The organism is Mesorhizobium sp. CA7, from assembly GCF_020165015.1.
In the GTDB taxonomy this organism is placed as follows: Bacteria; Pseudomonadota; Alphaproteobacteria; order Rhizobiales; family Rhizobiaceae; genus Mesorhizobium.
This window is the reverse complement of sequence record NZ_JAIUHH010000013.1, coordinates 25,480-45,239: the sequence shown is the minus strand read 5'-3', so window position 1 is coordinate 45,239 and position 19,760 is coordinate 25,480. Positions and strand designations below refer to the sequence as shown.

22 protein-coding genes are annotated in these 19,760 nt (G+C 64.5%); 19 read left to right on the top strand and 3 right to left on the bottom strand.

All coding sequences use genetic code 11. From position 1 onward, the window contains the following. Nucleotides 1-56: 56 nt before the first annotated feature. The 6 genes from pcaD to pobA are packed head-to-tail and all read left to right on the top strand — an operon-like array spanning nucleotide 57 to nucleotide 4,855. The gene (gene pcaD / locus LB552_RS20850; protein WP_224609890.1) at nucleotides 57-869 is read left to right on the top strand and encodes a 3-oxoadipate enol-lactonase; all 813 of its coding nucleotides are present in this window, start codon (nucleotides 57-59) and stop codon (nucleotides 867-869) included. After that, on the top strand, nucleotides 862-1,260 hold the full coding sequence (pcaC, locus tag LB552_RS20845; protein WP_140838939.1) for a 4-carboxymuconolactone decarboxylase: 399 nt from the start codon (nucleotides 862-864) through the stop codon (nucleotides 1,258-1,260). The genes pcaD and pcaC overlap by 8 nt, the downstream gene beginning before the upstream one ends. Beyond that, entirely contained in the window at nucleotides 1,253-2,005 is a 753-nt protein-coding gene (gene pcaH / locus LB552_RS20840) for a protocatechuate 3,4-dioxygenase subunit beta (protein WP_224609888.1), read from the top strand. Before pcaC ends, pcaH begins: the two co-directional genes overlap by 8 nt. Then, entirely contained in the window at nucleotides 2,005-2,619 is a 615-nt protein-coding gene (gene pcaG, locus LB552_RS20835; RefSeq protein WP_224609886.1) for a protocatechuate 3,4-dioxygenase subunit alpha, read from the top strand. Before pcaH ends, pcaG begins: the two co-directional genes overlap by 1 nt. An 11-nt stretch (nucleotides 2,620-2,630) precedes the next feature. Next, entirely contained in the window at nucleotides 2,631-3,683 is a 1,053-nt protein-coding gene (locus LB552_RS20830) for a 3-carboxy-cis,cis-muconate cycloisomerase (protein WP_224609883.1), read from the top strand. Further along, nucleotides 3,683-4,855 (top strand): 4-hydroxybenzoate 3-monooxygenase, encoded by a 1,173-nt coding sequence (pobA, locus tag LB552_RS20825; protein ID WP_224609881.1) that lies wholly within the window; start codon nucleotides 3,683-3,685, stop codon nucleotides 4,853-4,855. Before LB552_RS20830 ends, pobA begins: the two co-directional genes overlap by 1 nt. A 9-nt stretch (nucleotides 4,856-4,864) precedes the next feature. Here the strand turns inward: pobA and pcaF are convergent, their stop codons facing one another. The 3 genes from pcaF to LB552_RS20810 are packed head-to-tail and all read right to left on the bottom strand — an operon-like array spanning nucleotide 4,865 to nucleotide 7,728. Continuing rightward, the gene (gene pcaF / locus LB552_RS20820; RefSeq protein ID WP_224609879.1) at nucleotides 4,865-6,070 is read right to left on the bottom strand and encodes a 3-oxoadipyl-CoA thiolase; all 1,206 of its coding nucleotides are present in this window, start codon (nucleotides 6,068-6,070) and stop codon (nucleotides 4,865-4,867) included. Beyond that, the gene (locus LB552_RS20815; protein ID WP_224609878.1) at nucleotides 6,071-6,874 is read right to left on the bottom strand and encodes a CoA-transferase subunit beta; all 804 of its coding nucleotides are present in this window, start codon (nucleotides 6,872-6,874) and stop codon (nucleotides 6,071-6,073) included. Then, nucleotides 6,871-7,728: a CoA transferase subunit A gene (locus tag LB552_RS20810; RefSeq protein WP_224609876.1), complete on the bottom strand. Its 858-nt coding sequence runs from the start codon at nucleotides 7,726-7,728 to the stop codon at nucleotides 6,871-6,873. The genes LB552_RS20815 and LB552_RS20810 overlap by 4 nt, the downstream gene beginning before the upstream one ends. Before the next feature lie 101 nt (nucleotides 7,729-7,829). On the opposite strand from LB552_RS20810, the gene LB552_RS20805 reads away from it, so the two are divergent. From LB552_RS20805 to LB552_RS20745, 13 genes are all read left to right on the top strand, one after another. After that, a complete protein-coding gene (locus tag LB552_RS20805; RefSeq protein ID WP_224609874.1) occupies nucleotides 7,830-8,600 on the top strand; it encodes an IclR family transcriptional regulator C-terminal domain-containing protein in 771 nt (256 codons plus the stop codon). A gap of 143 nt (nucleotides 8,601-8,743) precedes the next feature. Further along, complete coding sequence (locus tag LB552_RS20800) at nucleotides 8,744-9,469, top strand: GntR family transcriptional regulator (protein WP_140838923.1); 726 nt, start codon at nucleotides 8,744-8,746, stop codon at nucleotides 9,467-9,469. Between the two features lie 2 nt (nucleotides 9,470-9,471). Then, nucleotides 9,472-10,500, top strand: coding sequence for an ADP-ribosylglycohydrolase family protein (locus tag LB552_RS20795; protein ID WP_224609872.1), 1,029 nt, complete (start codon nucleotides 9,472-9,474; stop codon nucleotides 10,498-10,500). Next, the gene (locus LB552_RS20790; RefSeq protein ID WP_224522912.1) at nucleotides 10,500-11,474 is read left to right on the top strand and encodes a PfkB family carbohydrate kinase; all 975 of its coding nucleotides are present in this window, start codon (nucleotides 10,500-10,502) and stop codon (nucleotides 11,472-11,474) included. The genes LB552_RS20795 and LB552_RS20790 overlap by 1 nt, the downstream gene beginning before the upstream one ends. Nucleotides 11,475-11,513: 39 nt before the next feature. Then, the gene (locus LB552_RS20785) at nucleotides 11,514-12,578 is read left to right on the top strand and encodes an ABC transporter substrate-binding protein (RefSeq protein WP_224522911.1); all 1,065 of its coding nucleotides are present in this window, start codon (nucleotides 11,514-11,516) and stop codon (nucleotides 12,576-12,578) included. Nucleotides 12,579-12,604: 26 nt separating this feature from the next. After that, nucleotides 12,605-13,474 carry an ABC transporter permease gene (locus LB552_RS20780; RefSeq protein ID WP_224522910.1) on the top strand — a complete coding sequence of 290 codons (870 nt, stop codon included), beginning with the start codon at nucleotides 12,605-12,607 and terminating at the stop codon, nucleotides 13,472-13,474. Continuing rightward, nucleotides 13,474-14,262: an ABC transporter permease gene (locus tag LB552_RS20775; RefSeq protein WP_224609870.1), complete on the top strand. Its 789-nt coding sequence runs from the start codon at nucleotides 13,474-13,476 to the stop codon at nucleotides 14,260-14,262. The genes LB552_RS20780 and LB552_RS20775 overlap by 1 nt, the downstream gene beginning before the upstream one ends. Beyond that, nucleotides 14,262-15,326 (top strand): ABC transporter ATP-binding protein, encoded by a 1,065-nt coding sequence (locus LB552_RS20770; protein ID WP_095769774.1) that lies wholly within the window; start codon nucleotides 14,262-14,264, stop codon nucleotides 15,324-15,326. Before LB552_RS20775 ends, LB552_RS20770 begins: the two co-directional genes overlap by 1 nt. 77 nt (nucleotides 15,327-15,403) lie before the next feature. Then, on the top strand, nucleotides 15,404-16,492 hold the full coding sequence (locus LB552_RS20765) for a Gfo/Idh/MocA family protein (RefSeq protein WP_224609868.1): 1,089 nt from the start codon (nucleotides 15,404-15,406) through the stop codon (nucleotides 16,490-16,492). Between the two features lie 50 nt (nucleotides 16,493-16,542). Further along, the gene (locus LB552_RS20760; protein ID WP_224544910.1) at nucleotides 16,543-17,457 is read left to right on the top strand and encodes a sugar phosphate isomerase/epimerase family protein; all 915 of its coding nucleotides are present in this window, start codon (nucleotides 16,543-16,545) and stop codon (nucleotides 17,455-17,457) included. 24 nt (nucleotides 17,458-17,481) lie between these two features. Next, a complete protein-coding gene (locus LB552_RS20755; protein ID WP_224610031.1) occupies nucleotides 17,482-18,573 on the top strand; it encodes a fatty acid desaturase family protein in 1,092 nt (363 codons plus the stop codon). Nucleotides 18,574-18,602: 29 nt separating this feature from the next. Next, nucleotides 18,603-18,917 carry a MocE family 2Fe-2S type ferredoxin gene (locus LB552_RS20750; RefSeq protein ID WP_140838905.1) on the top strand — a complete coding sequence of 105 codons (315 nt, stop codon included), beginning with the start codon at nucleotides 18,603-18,605 and terminating at the stop codon, nucleotides 18,915-18,917. Between the two features lie 29 nt (nucleotides 18,918-18,946). Beyond that, the gene (locus LB552_RS20745) at nucleotides 18,947-19,750 is read left to right on the top strand and encodes a 3-methyl-2-oxobutanoate hydroxymethyltransferase (protein ID WP_224609866.1); all 804 of its coding nucleotides are present in this window, start codon (nucleotides 18,947-18,949) and stop codon (nucleotides 19,748-19,750) included. The last annotated feature ends 10 nt before the right edge of the window (nucleotides 19,751-19,760 follow it).

Genomic DNA, 19,760 nt, shown 5'->3' with positions numbered 1-19,760 from the left:
ATATCATTTTACCGAACCAAACCGCTGGTGCAATGTGGCTTTGGAGGATCGAAATCGTGCCATTCGTCAGCATAGGCGGCGTGACGCTGCACCACCGTTATATCGAAGCGACCGGCACCTCGCGTCCGATCATCTTCATCAATTCGCTCGGCACCGACTTCCGGATCTGGGACGATGTCGTCGCGCGGCTTGCCGGCGAAATGCCGATGCTCGTCTACGACAAGCGCGGGCATGGGTTGTCGGATATCGGCGGCGGCGTGCGCTCGATCGACGACCATGTCGACGACCTGCTGGGTCTCATCGATCATTTCGGTTTCGACAAGGTGGTGCTGTGCGGCCTGTCGGTCGGCGGCCTGATCGCGCAGCGGCTCTATACCCGCCACCCCAAATGTGTCGAGGCTCTGATCCTCAGCGACACCGCGCACAAGATCGGCACGGATGAGAGCTGGAACACGCGCATAGCGACTGTCCAGCGCGACGGCATAGAGGCGATCGCCGACGGCGTGCTGAAAGTGTGGTTCACGCCGGATTTCCATGCAGCGCGCGCCGCCGAGCTGGCTGGCTGCCGCAACATGCTGACCAGGCAGGCGCTGCCTGGTTATATCGGGACATGCGCGGCGGTGCGCGATGCCGATCTTACCGACGCGGCGCGGCGTATCACTGCGCCGACGCTCTGCATCGTCGGCGATCAGGACGGCTCGACGCCACCCGATCTTGTTCGCTCGCTGGCGGATCTGATTCCAGGCGCCCGCTTCGAAATGATCCGCGATGCCGCGCACATCCCGTGCATCGAGCAGCCCGAGGCGCTCGTCACCTTGATCCGCGATTTCGTCACCTCATTGCCTGAGGAAACGTCTGCCCATGGATGATGTCACGAAGAACCGCTACCGGACGGGTCTCGAGGTCCGCCGCTCCGTGCTTGGCGATCCCCACGTCGACCGCGCCGAGGATGCCGCGACCGATTTCGACCGGCCGTTCCAGCAATTGATCACCGAGGCTGCTTGGGGAACGGTGTGGGCGCGACCGGGCTGGTCGAAGCGCGAGCGTTCGATCGTGACGCTGGCCCTGCTTGCCGCGCTCGGCCATGACGACGAGGTGGCCATGCATGTGCGCGCCACCGCCAATACAGGCGCCACGCGGGACGACATCTGCGAGGCCTTCCTGCACGTCGCCGTCTATGCCGGCGTGCCGGCAGCCAACCGCGCCTTCAAGATCGCCAAGGAGGTGTTCGCGCAGATGGACGGAGCCGCCCATGGCTGAGCGAGGCTCGAACCGTTCACCCGAGACCGGCGCCTTCTTCCAGCGCGACCGCCAGTGGCATCCGGCCGCCTTCACGCCGAACTACAAGAGCTCGGTGCTGCGCTCGCCGCAACGGGCATTGGTGGCATTCGACAACACGCTGTCGGAACTGACCGGACCGGTCTTCGGGCACGCGATGCTCGGCGAGCTCGACAACGACCTGATCCACAATTTCGCCAGGCCTGGCGAGAGCGCCCTCGGCGAGCGCATCATCGTCCATGGACGCGTGCTCGACGAGCGGGGCAAGGGCGTGCCTGGCGTGCTGCTCGAATTGTGGCAGGCCAATGCCGGCGGCCGCTACCGTCACAAGAAGGACGCCTATCTCGCCCCCCTTGATCCGAACTTCGGCGGCTGCGGCCGCACGATCACCGGCGAAGACGGCAGCTACGTCTTTCGCACGGTCAGGCCCGGGCCCTATCCGTGGCCGAATGGGCAGAACGACTGGCGGCCGGCGCATATCCATTTTTCCGTGTTCGGCCATGGCTTCGCGCAGCGGCTGATCACGCAGATGTATTTCGAGGGCGATCCGCTGATCTGGCGTTGCCCGATCGTCAGCGGCATTTCCAACAAGGAAGCGGTCGAGGCGCTGATCGCCGCGCTCGATATGCAGTCGACGATCCCGATGGATGCGCTCGCCTACAAGTTCGACATCGTGCTGCGCGGGCGCCGCTCGACATTGTTCGAGAACAGGCCGGAGGGCAATTGATGGCACAGTCGCTCGACCGGCTGAAGGAGAGCCCTTCGCAGACCGCGGGACCGTATGTGCATATCGGGCTGACGCCCAATTTCTGCGGCATCGGCGGCGTCTATGCGAGCGATCTCGGCTCGTCGATGATCAACGACCAGACCAAGGGCGAGCGCATCGAGCTTCGCATCCGCGTGCTCGACGGCACCGGCACGCCGCTCAAGGATGCGCTGATCGAGATCTGGCAGGCGGATGCCGATGGGCTCTACAATTCGCCGGCCGAGATGCGCGGCGCCGCCGATCCAAACTTCCTGGGCTGGGGCCGGCAGCCGACCGACATGGAAACGGGCGTCTGCCTATTCCGCACGATCAAGCCGGGCCGGGTGCCGTTTCGCGACGGGCGGCTGATGGCGCCGCACATCACGCTGTGGGTCGTGGCACGCGGCATCAATATCGGGCTCAACACCAGGCTCTATTTCTCCGACGAGGAGAAGGCCAATGCCGAGGACCCGATCCTTCTCCGCATCGAGCATCGGGTTCGCGTGCCGACGCTGATCGCCGAGCGCCAGGGCGATGCTTACGTCTTCGACATCCATTTGCAGGGCGAGAAGGAGACGGTCTTCTTCGACAGCTGACCGTGGCCGCCATGACCGTTTCGCCCTTTGATCACCCGCTGCTTTCCGGCCTGCTCGGCGACGAAGAGGCGGCCAGACATTTTTCCGTCGAAGCCGACATCGCCGCGATGCTCAGCTTCGAGCGGGCGCTGGCCGAGGCGGAGGCCGAGTGCGGCGCGATTTCCCGCGATGCGGCGACGGCGATCTCGAAGGCGCTGGCGGCGTTCCGGCCGGATACGGCGAAGCTGCGCGCCGGCGTCGCCGCCGACGGCGTCGTGGTGCCGGAACTGGTGCGACAGATCAAGGCTGCTGTTGGCGTGCCGCACGATGCATTCGTTCATTTCGGCGCCACCAGCCAGGATGTGATCGATACATCGCTGGTGCTGCGCCTGAGCGGGGCGGTCGAGCATGTCGGCCTGCTGCTCAGCGAGAATGTCGTGCGGCTCGCCGGTCTCGAACAGGATTTCAAGGGCAGGGCGATGATGGCGGTGACGCGCATGCAGCCGGCGATACCGATCGTCGTGACGGACCGGATCGCTTCCTGGCGAGCGCCGCTCCAGCGTCACCAGGAACGGTTGAAGGAGCTCTCCGGCCGGCTGCTGGCGGTGCAGTTCGGCGGCGCCGCCGGCACGCTGGAAAAGCTCGGCGACAAGGCCGCCGCAGTGCGCGCCGCGCTTGCCGCGAAGCTTGGCCTCGCTGACGCGCCGCAATGGCACAATCAGCGCGACGCGCTCGCCGAGTTCGCCGGCTGGCTGTCGCTGGTGACCGGCAGCCTCGGCAAGTTCGGGAAGGACGTTGCGCTGATGGCGCAGGCGGGCACTGACATCAAGCTGTCCGGCGGCGGCGGTTCATCTACCATGCCGCACAAGCAGAATCCCGTGAAGGCGGAAGCCCTGGTGGCCCTCGCCCGCTTCAATGCCGTCCAGCTTTCCGGCATGCACCAGGCGCTGGTGCATGAGCAGGAGCGCTCGGGTTCGGCCTGGACGCTGGAATGGCTCATCCTGCCGCAAATGGTCGTGGCGACGGCGGCCGCGCTCAGGCTTGCAGCCGAGTTGGCCGGACAGATCGAGAGCCTCGGTCATTGATGCGCACGCAAGTCGCCATCATTGGCTCGGGGCCGTCCGGGCTGCTGCTCGGCCAATTGCTTGCCACCATTGGCGTCGAGACAACCATCCTCGAGCGGTCGAGCCGCGAGCATGTGCTTGGCCGGGTACGCGCGGGCGTGCTCGAGCAGGGCACGGTGGACCTGCTCGGCGAAGCGGGCGCGGCGGAGAGGCTCTATGAACAGGGCCTGCCACATGCCGGCATATCGCTCGCGTTTGACGGCCGCGCGCATCGCATCGACATGACGGCGCTCACCGGCGGCAAGCATGTCACTGTCTATGGCCAGACCGAGGTGACGCTCGATCTGATGCGGAAGCGCGAGGCGGCGGACTTGGTGACCTTCTTCGAAACGTCGAATGTCGCGCTGCATGGTTTCGATGGCACGTCGCCCTTCGTCACCTACGAGAAGGACGGCGTCACGCACCGCATCGATTGCGACTTCATCGCCGGCTGCGACGGCTATCACGGCGTCAGCCGCAGATCAGTGCCGGAAAACGCCTTGAAGACGTTCGAGCGCCACTATCCGTTCGGCTGGCTGGGCGTGCTGGCCGAGGTGCCGCCGGCCGACCATGAGCTGGTCTATGCCAATCACGAGCGCGGCTTCGCGCTCTGTTCGATGCGCTCGCCGCAGCGCAGCCGCTACTATGTGCAGGTTCCCGCCGACGAGCGCGTCGAGGCCTGGTCGGACGACCGCTTCTGGGACGAGTTGCGCCGCCGCCTGCCGCCGGCGACGGCTGCCGCAGTCACCACCGGCCCATCGTTCGAGAAGTCGATCGCGCCGCTGCGCTCCTTCGTCGCCGAGCCGATGCGCTTCGGCCGGCTGTTCCTGGTCGGTGACGCCGCCCATATCGTGCCGCCGACCGGCGCCAAGGGCCTCAACCTCGCGGCCAGCGACGTGCGCTATCTGTTTGCCGGGCTTCGTGAATTCTATCGCGAAAAATCAGACGCCGGGCTCGACGCCTATTCGGCCAAGGCGCTGGCGCGGGTTTGGAAAGCCGTGCGCTTCTCCTGGTGGATGACGACGATGCTGCACCGTTTTCCGGAGACCGGTGAATTCGGCCAACGCATCCAGGAAGCCGAACTCGATTACCTCGTGCATTCCAAGGCCGCTTCCACGGCGCTGGCCGAAAACTACGTCGGTCTGCCTTATTGATCCGACCGGTCAGACCCGCTCCAGCGCAATTGCGATGCCCTGGCCGACGCCTATGCACATGGTGGCCAAAGCCAGCTTGCCGCCGCGCTCGCGCAGCTCGAGCGCCGCCGTGCCGGTGATGCGCGCGCCCGACATGCCGAGCGGGTGACCGAGCGCGATCGCGCCGCCATTCGGATTGACGTGCGCGGCATCCTCGGCGATGCCAAGCTGGCGCAGCACGGCAATGCCTTGCGAGGCGAAAGCTTCGTTCAATTCGACGACATCGAATTGCTCGGGCGTCAGGCCGAGGCGGGCGCAAAGCTTCTTGGTGGCCGGGGCCGGACCGATGCCCATGATGCGCGGCGCCACACCGGCGACAGCACCCCCGAGGATGCGGGCGATCGGCGTCAGGCCATGCTTCTTCGCCGCCGCTTCCGAAGCGATGATGAGGGCCGCCGCACCGTCATTGACGCCTGAGGCGTTGCCGGCAGTGACGCTGCCGCCCTGGCGGAATGGCGCCGGCAGTTTGGCCAGGATCTCGACGGTGGTGCCGGCGCGTGGATGCTCGTCCTTCGAGACGACGACCGGATCGCCTTTCTTCTGCGGGATCGTCACGGGCGTGATCTCTTTCGCCAGCCGGCCGCTGCCTTGAGCGGCAACGGCCTTGTCCTGGCTGCGCACCGCGAAGGCGTCCTGGTCGGCTCTGCTGACGGAAAAATCCTCGGCCACGTTCTCACCGGTCTCCGGCATGGACTCGACGCCATATTGCTTCTTCATCAGCGGGTTGACGAAGCGCCAGCCGATGGTGGTGTCGTAGATCTCGGCGTTGCGCGAAAAGGCGGCGTCGGCCTTCGGCATGACGAAAGGCGCGCGGCTCATCGATTCGACGCCGCCGGCAATCATCAGCTCGGCCTCGCCCGATTTGATGGCGCGTGCGGCGATGGTGACGGCATCCATGCCCGAGCCGCACAAGCGGTTGACTGTCGAACCGGGGATGTCCTGCGGCAGGCCGGCAAGCAGCAGCGCCATGCGCGCCACGTTGCGATTGTCCTCGCCGGCCTGGTTGGCGCAGCCATAGACGACATCATCGACGGCCGCCCAATCGACGCCGGCATTGCGCTCGACCAAGGCCTTCAACGGGATGGCGCCGAGGTCGTCGGCACGGACGGAGGACAATGAACCGCCGAAGCGGCCGATGGGCGTGCGGATGTAGTCGCAAATGAAGGCTTCAGTCATCTAGGCAGCTTTCCCCTCGGCGATCCCCTGATGCGCCGCCTTGGTGCGGACATGCAGGTCGCGCAATGTGTTCAGCTCGAGTTCCGTCGGCGCCGGCGTCTCGTCAAGAGCCTCCGCGAACTTGACCGTCCAGCCACAGGTCTCCTGTACCTGCTCGCGCGAGACGCCGGGATGCAGCGACACCACTGTGAATTCCTTGGTCACAGGGTCCGGCTTCCAGATGGCGAGGTCCGTGATCAAAAGCGTTGGCCCGGCGGTATCGATGCCGAGCCGCTTGCGATGATCGCCGCCATCGCCATGGCCGAAGGAGGTGAAGAAGTCGACCTTTTCGACCATGCCGCGCTTCGACTGCGCCATGGTGATGTAGACCTGCTTTGACGAAGTGGCGATCTCCGGCGCGCCGCCGCCGCCAGGCAGGCGGGTCTTGGGATGCGCATAGTCGCCGATGACGGTGGTGTTGATATTGCCGAATTTGTCGAGCTGGGCGGCGCCCAGAAAGCCGATCGAGATGCGGCCGCCCTGCAGCCAATAGCGGAACATCTCCGGCACCGCGACGGTGGTGACCGCCGTCTCGCACAATTCGCCGTCGCCGATCGACAGCGGCAGCAAGTCGGGCGCCGTGCCGATGGTGCCGCTCTCATAGATCAAGGTGATATCCGGCGCATGCGTCAGCCGCGCGACGTTGCAGGCGGCCGACGGCGCGCCGATGCCGACGAAGCAGACATCGTCGCTCTTCAAGGCGCGGCTGGCGGCGATCGTCATCATCTCGTTCGGGGTGAAACCAATGTCCTTCGCGTCGCTCATGCGGCTTTCCTCAGGTGCTCGACGCGGCCGGCAAAGTCATCCGGGCTGCTCTCGATGACGTTCTGCTGCATCCACGCCTGGAAGCGACCGCGGTCGGCGGCGATCTCGTCCCATTCGAGATAGGCGGCGTTGTCGCGCTCGTAATAGCCATGCGTGTAGGAAGGATGCGAGCCGCCGGGCACGACCGAAATCGCCGCGATCGTCCAGCTGGGCAGCACGGTGAGATTGGGGTGGAGGTCGTCGAAGCTGTCGACCATTTCCTCGACCGTCACCACCGCGCGCTTTGCGGCAAGAACAGCCTCCTTCTGGATGCCGATAATGCCCTCGACCAGCACGTTGCCTTTGCGGTCGGCCTTCTGCGCGTGGATGAAGGTAACGTCCGGCCTTATCGCCGGGACGGCGGCCAGCACCTCGCCGGTGAAAGGGCAGGTGACGGATTTGATGTTGGGATTGACCGCGGCGAGACCGGCGCCGCGATAGCCGCGGAACACCGCACAGGGCAGGCCGGCGGCGCCCGCCTCATAGGCATTAGCCATGCCGGCGTGGCTGTGCTCCTCGAGCTCGATGGCGCGGGGAAAGCCGTTCTCGATGGCGTCGCGGGCGCGTCTGAGCAGGCCGACGCCAGGATTGCCGACATAGGAGAAGACGATTTTCCTCGCCATGCCCATGCCGATCATCTGGTCATAGATCAGGTCGGGCGTCATGCGGATCAGCGTCAGGTCGCGAAAGCCCTGGCGGATCGCCTCATGCGCGGCGGCGGTCGGGATCAGATGAGTGAAGCCCTCGAAGGCGACCGTATCGCCGTCATGCAGGTTTTCCGCGACCGCCTCTTTCAGCGGCAGGAACTTGACCATCTCCAGACCCCATGAAAAGTTCGCATTGCGAACATCTGTTTTATATGGGATATTTCTAACTCCGAGCTCTGTATTGAGTCAACGCCAGCCTGGAGGCGCTCGTGGGAGAGGAAGTAATTTCGCGCGACCATGTCGGCTCGCTGGAACGCGGCCTGGCGGTGATGGAAATCCTTGCCCGCCATCCGGCCGGCATGACGCTGACCGAGATGGCCGAGGAGGCGGATCTCACGCGCGCCGGCGCCCGCCGCTTTCTGCTGACATTGGTCGCCACGGGCTATGCGACGCAGTCCGGCCGGCTGTTTTCGCTATCGCCGCGTCTTTTGACGGTCGCGCGGACCTGGCTCGGCGGCGCATCGCTCTGGACGTTCGCGGCGCCGATCATGCGCGAGGTGGCGGGCAAATTCGACGAGGCCTGTAACGCGGCGGTGCTATCGGGTGAGGACGTCGTCTATGTTGCGCGCATCCCCGGACGGCGGATCTTAAGCGTCGCGCTCGATGTAGGCACGCGGCTGCCGGCCTATTGCACCTCGATGGGGCGGGTGCTGCTTTCCGGTCTGGGGGCGGACGACTTGAAGACCCTCCTGGCGCAAGCGACCATCGAGCGCCGGACGCCGAAGACGATCACCGGCCGCGCCGCGCTCGGCAAGGCCATCGCCAAGGCGAGAGCGGATGGCTTCGCCATCGTCGACGAGGAACTGGAGCTCGGCCTGCGCTCGATCGCGGTTCCGATCATCGATCGCGCCGACCGCACCGTCTGCGCCATCAACGTCTCGACGCAATCGGCGCGTTTCTCGGTCGAGGCGATGGAGCGCGATATCCTGCCGGTGCTGCGCCAGGCCAAGCAGCGCGTGGAGGAGTTCTTCTTCGCTTGAGCGGCGCGTCTCCCGTTGCCGCCGCACCTTCATTCTGCGCTCGGTCCTCCTTCCGTTCTTGAATGGTGATGAAGGTTCGTTGACGGGGGAATTCAAATCCGATATTGAACAGGATTATACAGGTTCACTGAACAGGTATTGATATGGCCCGTCGCGCGACGCAGATCACTCCCGGCACGGGCAAGCCCGAGCAGATCGCGACGGTTCTGGAGCATGAGATACGCTCCGGCCTGCTCGGTTTCGGCGACCGCCTGCAGAGCGAAAACGAGCTCGTTCAGCGCTTCTCCGTCAGCCGCAACACGGTCCGCAAAGGGCTCGAGGAATTGTCGAGCCGCGGGCTGATCACCACCAAGGTCGGCATCGGCTCATTCGTCACCTTCGACGGCATGCCGGTCGACGACGCGATCGGCTGGTCGCGCGCGCTTGCCAATGCGGGCGCCAATGCCGAGACACGCACGTTGCGGCTCGAGATCATCGAGGACGCCGAACTGGCGGCCAGGCTCGGCGTCGAGAGCTCGTCCTTCATCGCCGTCGATCGTGCCCGCACCAACGCCGACGACGGCCATGCCATCTCGATCGAGCGCAGCCGGCTGCCGTTGTCGCCGGAGTTGGAAGACATACCGCTGCGCGGCCTGCGCGAAGGCTCGCTGCACCAGACGCTGCGCGGGGCAGGGCTTGTTCCCGATCACGGCGAGGAATGGGTCGACATCGAGATGCTGAGCGCTTCCGACGCAGCCATCCTCGCCTGCGCGCCCGGCACGCCGTTCCTGCGCACACGCCGCCTGACACGCGCCGCCGACGGGCGCGCCATCGAATTCGTCACCAGCCTGCTCAATCCGGCGCATTTCGCGCTGCACCTGGAGTTCTGAGCATGGCGGCCGACGCGATGGACCGGGCTATGGGCGCGCTGATCGGCGGGGCGCTGGGCGATGCGCTGGGCATGCCGACGCAGCTTCTGTCGACGGCCCGCATCGCCGAGCTTTACGGCCATGTCGAGGAGTTCGTCGCGCCTGCCGCCGATCACCCGGTGTCGAAAGGACTGCCCGCCGGCGCGATCACCGACGATACCGAACAAGCGCTGCTGCTTGGCCGCATCCTCGTCGAATCCGGCGAGCGTTTCGATCATGCGCGCTGGGTCAACGCGCTGCTCGACTGGGAGCGCGAGGTCAAGGCGCGCGGCAGCTACGACCTGCTTGGGCCGTCGACCAAGCGCGCTATCGATGCCATCAACAGCGGCGTGCCCGCGGAGGAGGCCGGCCGCGGCGGCGACACCAATGGCGCTGCGATGCGCATCGCGCCGGTCGGCATTATGATGCCGCCGGAGCCGCTCGACGTTCTGGTCTCCAAGGTGGCGGAAACCTGCCGGGCCACGCACAACACCTCGATCGCCATTGCATCGGCTGCGGCGGTCGCAGCCGCCATCAGCCTCGGTGTCTCGGGCGGCGACTGGCGTGGCGCTTCCGGCCATGCGGTCGCCGCCGCAAGGCTAGGTGCTGCGCTCGGCCATTGGGTCACCGGCGGCGACATCGCCGCGCGCATCGTCTGGGCGCAGGAGCTTGTCCGCTGCAAGGCGGAGAAGCAAGCCATCAAGCTGATCGTTGACCTGGTCGGCACCGGCGTCGCCAGCCAGGAATCGGTGCCGGCGGCCTTCGCCGTGCTGGAGGTCGCGCAAGGCGATCCGTGGCGGGCAGCCGTCATCGGCGCCAATCTCGGTGGCGACACCGACACGATCGGGGCGATTGCCGCCGGCATGGCGGGCGCCTGCGCCGGCCTGTCGAGGCTGCCGCAGGACCGCATCGCCCAACTGCATGGCATCGACATCGCGGACGTCCGTGCGCTGGCTGGCGACCTGGTCGCCGCACGCGGCTCCAAGGCCGGCCCAGGCAAGGAGGTTGCCTGATGAGCGGGCGCCTCGTTCATGTCGGCAGCGCCGTGGTCGACTATGTCTACCGCATCGACGCCCTGCCGGCGGCCGGCACGGAAAAGACCGCGTCAGCTTACGCGCGGGTCGCCGGCGGCGGCTTCAATATGATGGTGGCGGCAAGCCGCACCGGCATGAAGGTGGTGTTCGGCGGCCAGCTCGGCACCGGGCCGGACGGAGACTTCCTGCGCGAAGCCTTCGCGGCCGAAGGTATCGAGACGCTGACGCCGTCATCGCCTTCGATGGACAGCGGCAATTGCGTCGCCATGATCAGCGGCGACGCGGAGCGCACCTTCGTTTCGTGGCCAGGCGCCGAGAGCCGGCTCACGCCGGACATGATGAAGCCGATCCAAGTCGTTCCGGGTGATTGGGTTTTCACCTCCGGCTACACGCTGAGCTATCCCGGCAGTCGCGACGCGCTTGCCGGTTGGATCGAAGCGCTGCCGGCCGGCATTCCTTTCGTCTTCGATCCGACGCCGGTGATCGCCGACATTCCACGGCCGATCCTGGACAGGGTTCTGGCGCGTACGACCTGGTTGAGCTGCAACACCAATGAGGCTGCCGAGATTGCCGGTGCCGGCGATGCCCAGACCGTCGCGATCCGATTGCTCGCCGAGCATTGCCCCAGGGCGGAAGGCGTCGTCATCCGCGCCGGCGCGCATGGCTGCTTGGTGCGCATGGCCGATGGCGGCACCCGTGCGGTGCCGGGCTTCAAGGTGGAAGCCGTCGACACCAACGGGGCCGGCGACACGCATATCGGCGCCTTCGTCAGCGGCCTTTCTCGCGGCATGGGCGCTTGCGAGGCGGCACGCTATGCCAATGCGGCGGCTGCGCTTTCGGTCACCCGCCATGGCGGATCTTCGGCGCCGACCGACACGGAAATCCGGGAGTTCCTGACTGAGCGCGGCGAAACGACGACCGCGCTCGGCCGGGCGGAAGCGACTGCAACTTAACAAGCCCGTCAATCGGGCAAACAATGAGAGGAAAAAAACATGCGCATGCCCAGACTGACCGCTTTCCTGACGGCCACCGCCGTCTTTGTCTCCGCCTTTACGCTGGCCGCACAGGCCGCCGAGGAAGTGCATGTGCTCAACTGGAAGGGCTATGGCGCCGACGAGCCGTGGGCGGTCGCCAATTTCGAGAAGGCGACCGGCTTCAAGGTGGTCAACGACTTCTTCAATTCCGAACAGGAGATGCTGACCAAGATCCGCACCAATCCCGGCCTCTACGACGTCGTCATGATCAATGCCGCCTTCAACGACCAGGCAATGGCCGGCAAGCTGATCCAGCCGATCGACGTCTCGAAGCTTTCCAACTATGCCGACATCGCCAAGGACAAGGCCAGCTCGCCGATGCTCAACCATGACGGCAAGGTCTATGGCGTGCCGTGGGTGTGGGGCCTGACGGCTCTGGCGATCAACGACAAATCCTTCGACAAGCCGCCGACGAGCATCGCCGAGATGTGGAACCCGGCGCATAAGGGCCGCGTCATCATCCGCGACGACGCCGTCGAGGCGGTGCAGTTCGGCGCGATCGCGTCGGGGCAGGACATCAACGACATCAAGGATATGGACGCGGTCAAGGCGAAGCTCACCTCGCTGATGCCGCAGATCAAGACCTTCTGGAGCTCGGAGAACGACTGGAACCAGATGGTCGCCTCCAACCAGATCGACATCGGCACCTATTGGAGCGGCTCGGCTGACCGCGCCAAGACGCATTTCAAGCTGCCGGTCTCGCTGGTCATCCCGCAGGAAGGCGCCGTCGCCTGGCTCGACGCCTTTTCGATCCCGGTCGGCTCGAAGAATGTCGCGGGCGCCGAGGCCTTCATCAACTATATGATCGACCCGAAATTCTACGTCGAATGGGTCACCAAGGTCGGCGCACCGGTTTCGGCCAACACCAAGGCTGTCGACGCGCTGCCCGAGGACGCCTTCAACCGCAAGGTCATGGGCAGCCCCGAGGTCGCAAAGCGCATCCAGTTCCAGGCGCCGATCACCGACGCGCAGCGCGAGAAATACCTGGCGCTGTGGCAGGAGCTGAAAGTCAACGTGAAATAATCACGTCTTTCGGGGAGGAGAGGCAGATGGCTGACCAGCTTGCGATCGGTTCGCGCCGCGGACTGAAGCCGGCCCTGCCGCTTCTCCTTCCCGCCTATCTCTGGCTGACGATCGCGATCTTCCTACCCCTGTCGGCCATGGTGTTCTTCTCCTTCATGACCGACCTGCCGCTGGCCGGAAAGGAATGGTCGTTCACGCTCGGCAATTACGCAGCTTTCTTCTCGCAGAGCCTCTATTCGACGCTGTTGTTTTCATCGCTGCGGCTCGGGCTGGAGGTGACGCTGTGGTGCGTCGTCATCGGCTACCCGGCGGCCTATGTGCTTGCGAAGGTGCTGAAAGGGCGCAGCCGCGAGGCGATCTTCCTGCTCGTTATCCTGCCCTTCTGGTCGAACGGGCTGGTGCGCATCTTCTCCTGGGCGATGGTGCTGCGCGAAGGCGGCATCCTCGACACCGCGCTCAATGCGGTGCTGCCGTTCAAGATCAACATTGATCTCATGTATTCCTACCCAGCCGTCATCATCGGCCTGGTGCACTCCTATGTGCCCTATATGGTGCTGACCTGCTATCTCACGCTGCAGGCCATCGATGATTCGCTGATCGAGGCGGGCCGCTCGCTGGGCGCATCGCGGCGGCAGGTGCTGTGGCGGGTGATCATCCCGCTGTCGATGCCGGGCCTGATCGCGGGTGCCGCGCTGATCTTCGTACCGGTGGTCGGCTCCTTCATGGAGCCGCGCATCCTCGGCGGCCGCACCGGTACCTTCTACGGCACCATCATCGAGGACCAGTTCGTCGCCGTCTTCAACTGGCCGCTGGGCGCGGCACTCTCCTTTATCCTGCTCGCGGTCGTGCTGATCATCCTGGCGCTGGCGGCGCCTGTCCTGCGGAGGGCTGCGTGATGGCGACGACGCGCATCCTCGAATGGCTCGGGCGCTTCTACATCGTGCTTTTGCTCGGCTTCCTTTACCTACCGATCATCATCATGGCGGCGATGTCCTTCAACGCTTCGCCCTTCTACCAATTGCCGTTCGAATGGACGACGGACTGGTATTCATCGCTCTGGCAGAACGACCAGTTGATCGCGGCGACCTGGAACAGCATCGAGATCGCCGTCATCACCACTTTGATCTCGACGGTGCTGGGCTCGATGGCCTCGCTGGCGCTCTACCGTTACGACTTCCGCGGCAAGAAAGTCCTGCAGGCGCTGCTCTTCCCACCGATCGCCATCCCGTGGCTAATCACCGGCACGGCAATGCTGATCTTCTTCTTCGGCGTCGGCATCGGCCGCGGGCTGGTGGCAATCCTGCTCGGCCATGTTGCGCTGGCGCTGCCTTATGTGATCGTCGTCGTGTCGGCCCGGCTGCAGACCTTCGCGCCAGAGCTGGAGGAAGCTGCGCGCTCGCTCGGCGCCAACCAGTGGCAGGTGACCATGCGGGTTACTTTGCCGTGGATCATACCCGGGGTGATCGCCGGCGGGCTGTTCGCCTTCGCCGTGTCGTTCGACCAGTTCGTGGTCTCGTATTTCCTGTCGACGCCCGGCCAGACGACATTGCCGGTCGAAATCTATGCCGCGATCCGCAAGGGTTTCACGCCCGAGATCAACGCGGTCTCGACGATCATCATTGTCGTGTCGATGGCGCTGATGCTGCTCACGGCGCGCTTCTTCAAGTTTGGTGGAGAGAAATAATGGCTGGCGTCCAGGTCGCGAACGTCTCGCGCAGCTTCGGCGCGCACAAGGCGCTGGACGATGTCTCGATCGATTTTGCCGATGGCGGCTTCTACGCGCTGCTCGGACCTTCGGGCAGCGGGAAGACCACGCTGCTCCGCCAGATCGCCGGCTTCGATTTTCCGGATTCCGGCCGCATTGCGATCGGCGGCGAGAGCGTCGAGCGCGTGCCGGTCGAAAAGCGGCGCATCGGCATGGTGTTCCAGAACTATGCGCTGTTTCCCAATATGAGCGTCGCCGACAATATCGCCTTCGGCCTGTCGGTGCGCGGCGAGCCGAAAGCGACAATCGCTGCGGAAGTGCAACGCGCGCTCGATCTCGTGCAGCTCGGCAAGCTCGGCGGGCGAAAGCCGCACCAGCTCTCCGGCGGCCAGCGCCAGCGCGTGGCGCTGGCGCGGGCCATCGTTACCAAGCCGCGCGTGCTCTTGCTCGACGAGCCGCTCGGCGCGCTCGACAAGGCATTGCGCGTCGACATGCAGATCGAGCTGAAGCGCATCCAGCGCGAGATCGGCATCACGACCATTTTCGTCACCCACGACCAGGAAGAGGCGCTGACGATGAGCGACCGCATCGGCATATTGCGCGACGGCAGGCTGGTGCAGGAAGGACCGCCGGAAGAGATCTACGACAGGCCGCAAAGCGAGTTCGCCGCGACTTTCCTCGGCGACGCCAATATCTTTCACGGCAACGCGACCGGCTCAGGGATCAGGCTGCCCGACGGCACGACGATCGCGGCTTCGACAGGCGCATCGGTGCCGGCCGGCGCCAAGGCGAGCTGCGCCGTTCGGCCCGAGCGCATCCGGATTTCGCCCGGCGCGGCAAAGCCCGATCCAGCCAATGTCAACACGCTCACGGGGCAGGTCTCGAAACGCATCTTTGCCGGCAACAACAGCACCTATTTCGTCGACCGCTTCGGCCAGACGCTGAAGGTGATCGTCCAGAACACCGGCGCCGAGCGCCTCGCAGAGGGTCAGCCCGTCGTGCTGAGCTGGTCGCCGGACAGCACGGTGCTGATCGCGGCCTGACTGATGGGAAATGATGGCGCGGGCCTTGGCTGAGGTCCGGACCATGGCGTTATATCCATCCTCCAAGGGAGGAATGGATGGGGAGTATAGGCTTCGAACCGGACGTGACAGTTCGGGTCAGGGAATACCGGATCGGCTGCATCGGCGCCGGCATGATCATGGCCGAATGCCATCTCGCCGCCTATCACGAAGCCGGTTTTCCGGTAATCGCCATAGCATCGCGCACCAAGGCCAATGCGCAGAAGGTCGCCGATCGCTGGAATATTGCGACCGTCCACGTGACGCCGGAGCAATTGATCGAGGACAGCCAGGTCGAGATCGTCGATCTGGCCTTTCCGCCCGATCAGCAACCGGCTTTGATCCGCCATGCGTTGAAGCAGCCGCACGTCAAAGCGATCTTGGCGCAGAAGCCGCTGGCGCTTTCGGTCGAGGAAGCTGTGAAGCTGCGCGACGAAGCGGCTGCCTCCGGCAAGATCCTCTCGGTCAATCAGAACATGCGCTATGATCAGTCGATGCGCGTCTTGAAGCAGATCATAGACAGCGGCGCGCTTGGCGACATCGTCTTTGCCGAGATCGACATGCACGCGATCCCGCACTGGCAGACCTTCCTTGCCGATTACGACCGACTGACGCTCGCCAATATGAGCGTGCATCACCTCGACGTGCTGCGTTTCCTTTTTGGCGAACCGGAGGAGATAACCACACTGACGCGCAAGGATCCGCGCACGGCGTTCGAGCACTCGGACGGCATCACCGTGTCGACGCTGCGCTTCCCCTCGGGCGTGCTTGCCGTTTCGCTGGAGGACGTCTGGTCCGGCCCGCGCCAGGAGGGTTACGAGGACGATCAGCACATCAATTGGCGGGTCGACGGCATCAAGGGCGTCGCCAAGGGCACGATTGGATGGCCGAAGGGCGTCGCGTCGACGTTGACCCATGCCTCGAGCGAAACGACGGGCGGCAAATGGGTCAGCCCAAGCTGGGAGACGATGTGGTTTCCGCATGCATTCATCGGCGTCATGGAGCAGTTGCAATACGCGCTGAAGACCGGCACGCCGCCGGCGCTGTCGGTCGCCGACAACGTCAAGACCATGGCGCTGGTCGAGGCCGGCTACCGTTCGATGGCGGAAGGTCGCACGATCAGGCTGTCCGAAATCTCTGTCGACTAGGCGACTAAAAGGCAGGGCAACTGAATCGCTTACCCAGAGGACTTCACCTCATGATGCAGGCAGGTATCTTCACAGGCTATTTTCCCTACGAGCTGGAAGAGTCCGCCAGGCGCATCCGTGCGCTCGGCTTCAACACCGTGCAGCTCGACCTGCATTTCAAGGATATCGACCTGTCGGCCGGGCAGATCTCCACGGAAAAGGCGCGGAAAGTGCGCGACACTTTTCGCGATCATAACCTGCCAGTCTGCTGCGTGTCCGGCTACACCAACATCATTCATCCGGACAAGACCGAGCGCGACAGGCGACTGGCGTATCTGAAGGAGATTATCCGCAACGCGCGCGAATTCGGCAGCCCTTACGTGATCTCGGAGACCGGCACCTACAACACCGAATCCGACTGGGTTCACCACCCGAAGAACAAGACCGAGGAGGGGTTCGAGGAATGCCGCAAAGTGATTTCCGACCTTGCCCGGACGGCTTACGACCACGGCGCAGTGTTTCTGCTTGAGACCTATGTCAACAACGTCGTCGGTTCGGTCGAGGAGACGGTCAGGATGTTCGCACAGGTCGACCACCCCGGCCTCGGCCTGTTGATGGATCCGACCAATTACTTCGAGGCGCACAACATCGACCGCATGGACCAGGTGCTGAACCAGGTGTTCGACACGCTGAGCGACAAGATTAGGATCGCGCATGCCAAGGACGTCAAGCGCTCGGGCAGCGACAAAACCGAAAAGCATGCCGATATCGGTGACGCGGACGCGCATGAGGGGCTTACCTTCCGCGGCGTCGGCGAGATCGAGCTGCCGGCGCCGGGCCTCGGCGCGCTGAACTACGACCTCTATCTGAAGCGGCTCAGCGAGAAGCATCCGAACATCCCGGTGATCATCGAGCACCTGACCGAGGACGACGTGCCGCGCGCGAAAAAATTCCTCGATGAGAAATTCTGCGCCAACGGAGTTTGACGGCTGGGGAATATGACGATGGCGATGGCCGGCAGCACCAAGCGCGACTACAGCCTTGTCGGCGAAAGCACTCGGCTTGCGATCGAGACCGGACTTGCCTCGGCCGAGTGGTACCATACTGACGTACCGCGCAAGACCATGAAGGAATTGATGCAGCGCTCCGATGGGCTGGCGATCCGCGACACCATCATCTGGATCGTCGCGATCCTGGGCTCGGCGGGCGGCATCGTCTGGTTCTGGGGCAGTTGGTGGGTCGTGCCGTTCCTGTTCGTCTATGGCGTGCTCTACGGCTCGTCGAGCGACTCGCGCTGGCACGAATGCGGCCACGGCACTGCCTTCCGCACGCGCTGGATGAACGACGTCGTCTACCACATCGCCTCGTTCATGCTGATGCGCAACCCGGTGCAGTGGCGCTGGAGCCATGCGCGCCACCACACCGACACCCTCATCGTCGGCCGCGACGCCGAGATCGCGGTGATGCGGCCGCCGGACCTCGTCAAGGCGGCTTTGGCCTTCACCGGCATCCTCGACTTCCGTTATTCGCTGCCGACGCTGGTGCGCCAGGCCTTCGGCAGATTGTCGGACGAGGAGAAGAGCTACATTCCTGAGATGGAGCAGCACAAGGCGGTGACCGCGGCGCGCTGGCACATGGTCGTGTATGCCGCGACGATTGCTGTCGCGATCGCGCTTGGATCATGGATACCGCTGGTGCTGATCGGCCTGCCGCGGCTCTACGGCACCTGGCACATGGTGCTGACGGGGCTGTTGCAGCATATCGGGCTGGCCGACAACGTCACCGATCACCGGCTGAACACGCGCACCGTCTACATGAACCCGGTCAGCCGGTTCATCTACTGGAACATGAACTACCATGTGGAGCACCACATGTTCCCGATGGTGCCGTACCACGCCCTGCCGAAACTGCATGAGCTCATCAAGCACGATCTGCCGGTGCCGAACCCGTCGATGTGGCACGCCTATCGCGAGGTCTGGCCGGTGCTGCTCAGGCAGCTGAAATACGAGGACTATTATCTCAAGCGCGAATTGCCGCCGACGGCCAAGCCTTATCGCGGCGAGTTCCACGATCTCGACATAACGGCCGCGGCCGCCGAATAGGAGCAGCTTAGGCAAATTGGAGAAAGACGATGGCGGAGTGGGTCGAAGCATGCGCGGTGGATGACGTGGACGAGGAGGATGTGATCCGCTTCGACCATGGCGGCCGCACCTTCGCGATCTACCGCTCGCCGGAAGACGCGTTCTTTGCCACGGACGGCTTCTGCACGCATGAAAAGGCCCATCTCGCCGATGGGCTGGTGATGGACGACATCATCGAATGCCCCAAGCACAATGGCCGCTTCAATTACAAGACCGGCCAGGCCAAGGGCGCGCCGGTCTGCGTCGACCTCAAGACCTATCCGGTCAAGGTCGAGGCCGGTAAGGTGATGATCGATATCGGCTGAAAGCCGCCAGACAAAACAGGATGTAACCGATGAGCCGGAAGAGACCGACCGTTGCCGATCTGCGCGCCATGAAGGGCAAGCGGCAGCTGACCATGCTGCGCGTGCTGACGCTGGAGGAAGCCGAGGCCGCCGAGCGGGCAGGGGTGGATATCGTCTCGGTGCCGCCGGAACTGGTTCTCAACCCGCAATATCGCGACGCCGCGCCCAGCCTCTTCACCATGCCGGGCGACAATTTCTTCGAGATCGGCACGGCCGACGATTTCGTGCGCTGGTCGTTCCGGCTCTACAAGGCCGGCGCCGACGCGGTCTATTGCAGCGCCGGCTACGCCACGATCAAGCGCATGGCCGACGACGCCATCCCGGTGATCGGCCATGTCGGCCTGATCCCGTCGCGCGCGACCTGGACCGGCGGCTTCAAGGCGGTCGGCAAGACAGCCGATACGGCCATGCAGGTGTTCGAGGCGGTCAAGCAGCTGGAAGCTGCCGGCGCGATCGGCGCCGAGATCGAGGTGGTGCCGGTGGAAGTGGCGAAGGCGATCTCGGAACGTACTTCGCTGATCATGCTGTCGATGGGCGCGGGCACCGGCTGCGACGCGCAATATCTGTTCGCCGAGGATATTCTCGGCACCAATCGCGGTCACATGCCGCGCCACTCGAAAGTCTATCGCAACTTCGCCGCCGAATATGACCGGCTGCAGCAGGAACGCATTGCGGCGTTTTCCGAATATGTCGCCGACGTCAACAGCGGCGCCTATCCGGAAGACAGGCATGTCGTGCACATGGATCCGGACGAGCTCACCCACTTCATGAGGAAGGTGGACGCAAAGCCCTGAACCAAGAATC